The 730-nt window shown below is 58.6% G+C and carries 1 protein-coding gene and 1 pseudogene; both read left to right on the top strand.

Annotated features, from left to right (window positions below; translation table 11 throughout):
• Positions 1-222: pseudogene (locus tag H6B10_RS14825) on the top strand (arsenate reductase ArsC); the annotation flags it as partial.
• Positions 223-389: 167 nt separating this feature from the next.
• Positions 390-730: MFS transporter (locus tag H6B10_RS14820; protein WP_345941861.1), on the top strand; the 341-nt coding region annotated here is incomplete at its 3' end.

Genomic DNA, 730 nt, shown 5'->3' with positions numbered 1-730 from the left:
GCCGCCGCCCAGCGCAGCAAACTGCTGGCGGAACTGCCGCCGGTGGATGTGGTCATTACCATGGGCTGCAACGTACAGTGCCCCATGCTGACCTGTACCCGGCGGGAGGACTGGGGCCTGCCCGACCCCACGGGTCAGGATGACGCGGCCTTTAACGCCGTGATCGACGAAATTGAGCGCCGGGTACGGCGGCTGCGGGAAGAACTGCGCAACGCCGATTGACGGTGCCTGCCCGCCGTGCTATACTGGGTACATCTTGAAACATAAGGCAGGAAAACTGCAATGCATCGTCCTATCTGAAAAATCCCAAAACGCGCAGGCAAGGTGCCGGGGCACGGCGCCTGTTTGCCGTGCGCATCCGGGATTTTTGGGAAAGGACGTTTTTTTTCGTGAAACGCAATATTTATCTCATGTACGCCATGACCTTTTTGCAGGGCATGGTGTTTTACGGGGCGATAGCCACCCTGTACCGGCAGGCCCAGGGGGTCACGATTTTTCAGATCACCCTCATCGAGAGCATCTCCTATGCCCTGACCATTGCGCTGGAAGTGCCCTGGGGTGTGGTGGCGGACCGCATCGGGTACAAGCGGACTATGGTCTTATGCTGCTGGCTGTATTTCCTGTCCAAGATCATCTTCTGGCAGGCGTCGGATTTTGGCGGTTTTCTGGCAGAGCGGGTGCTGCTCAGTGTGGTGATTGCCGGGCTTTCCGGGGTGGATACCAGCATCCT

Source organism: Gemmiger formicilis (assembly GCF_016901605.1).
In the GTDB taxonomy this organism is placed as follows: Bacteria; Bacillota; Clostridia; order Oscillospirales; family Ruminococcaceae; genus Gemmiger; species Gemmiger formicilis_B.
Note: the sequence above shows the minus strand (reverse complement) of the source record. Positions and strands in the feature narration are given on the sequence as shown.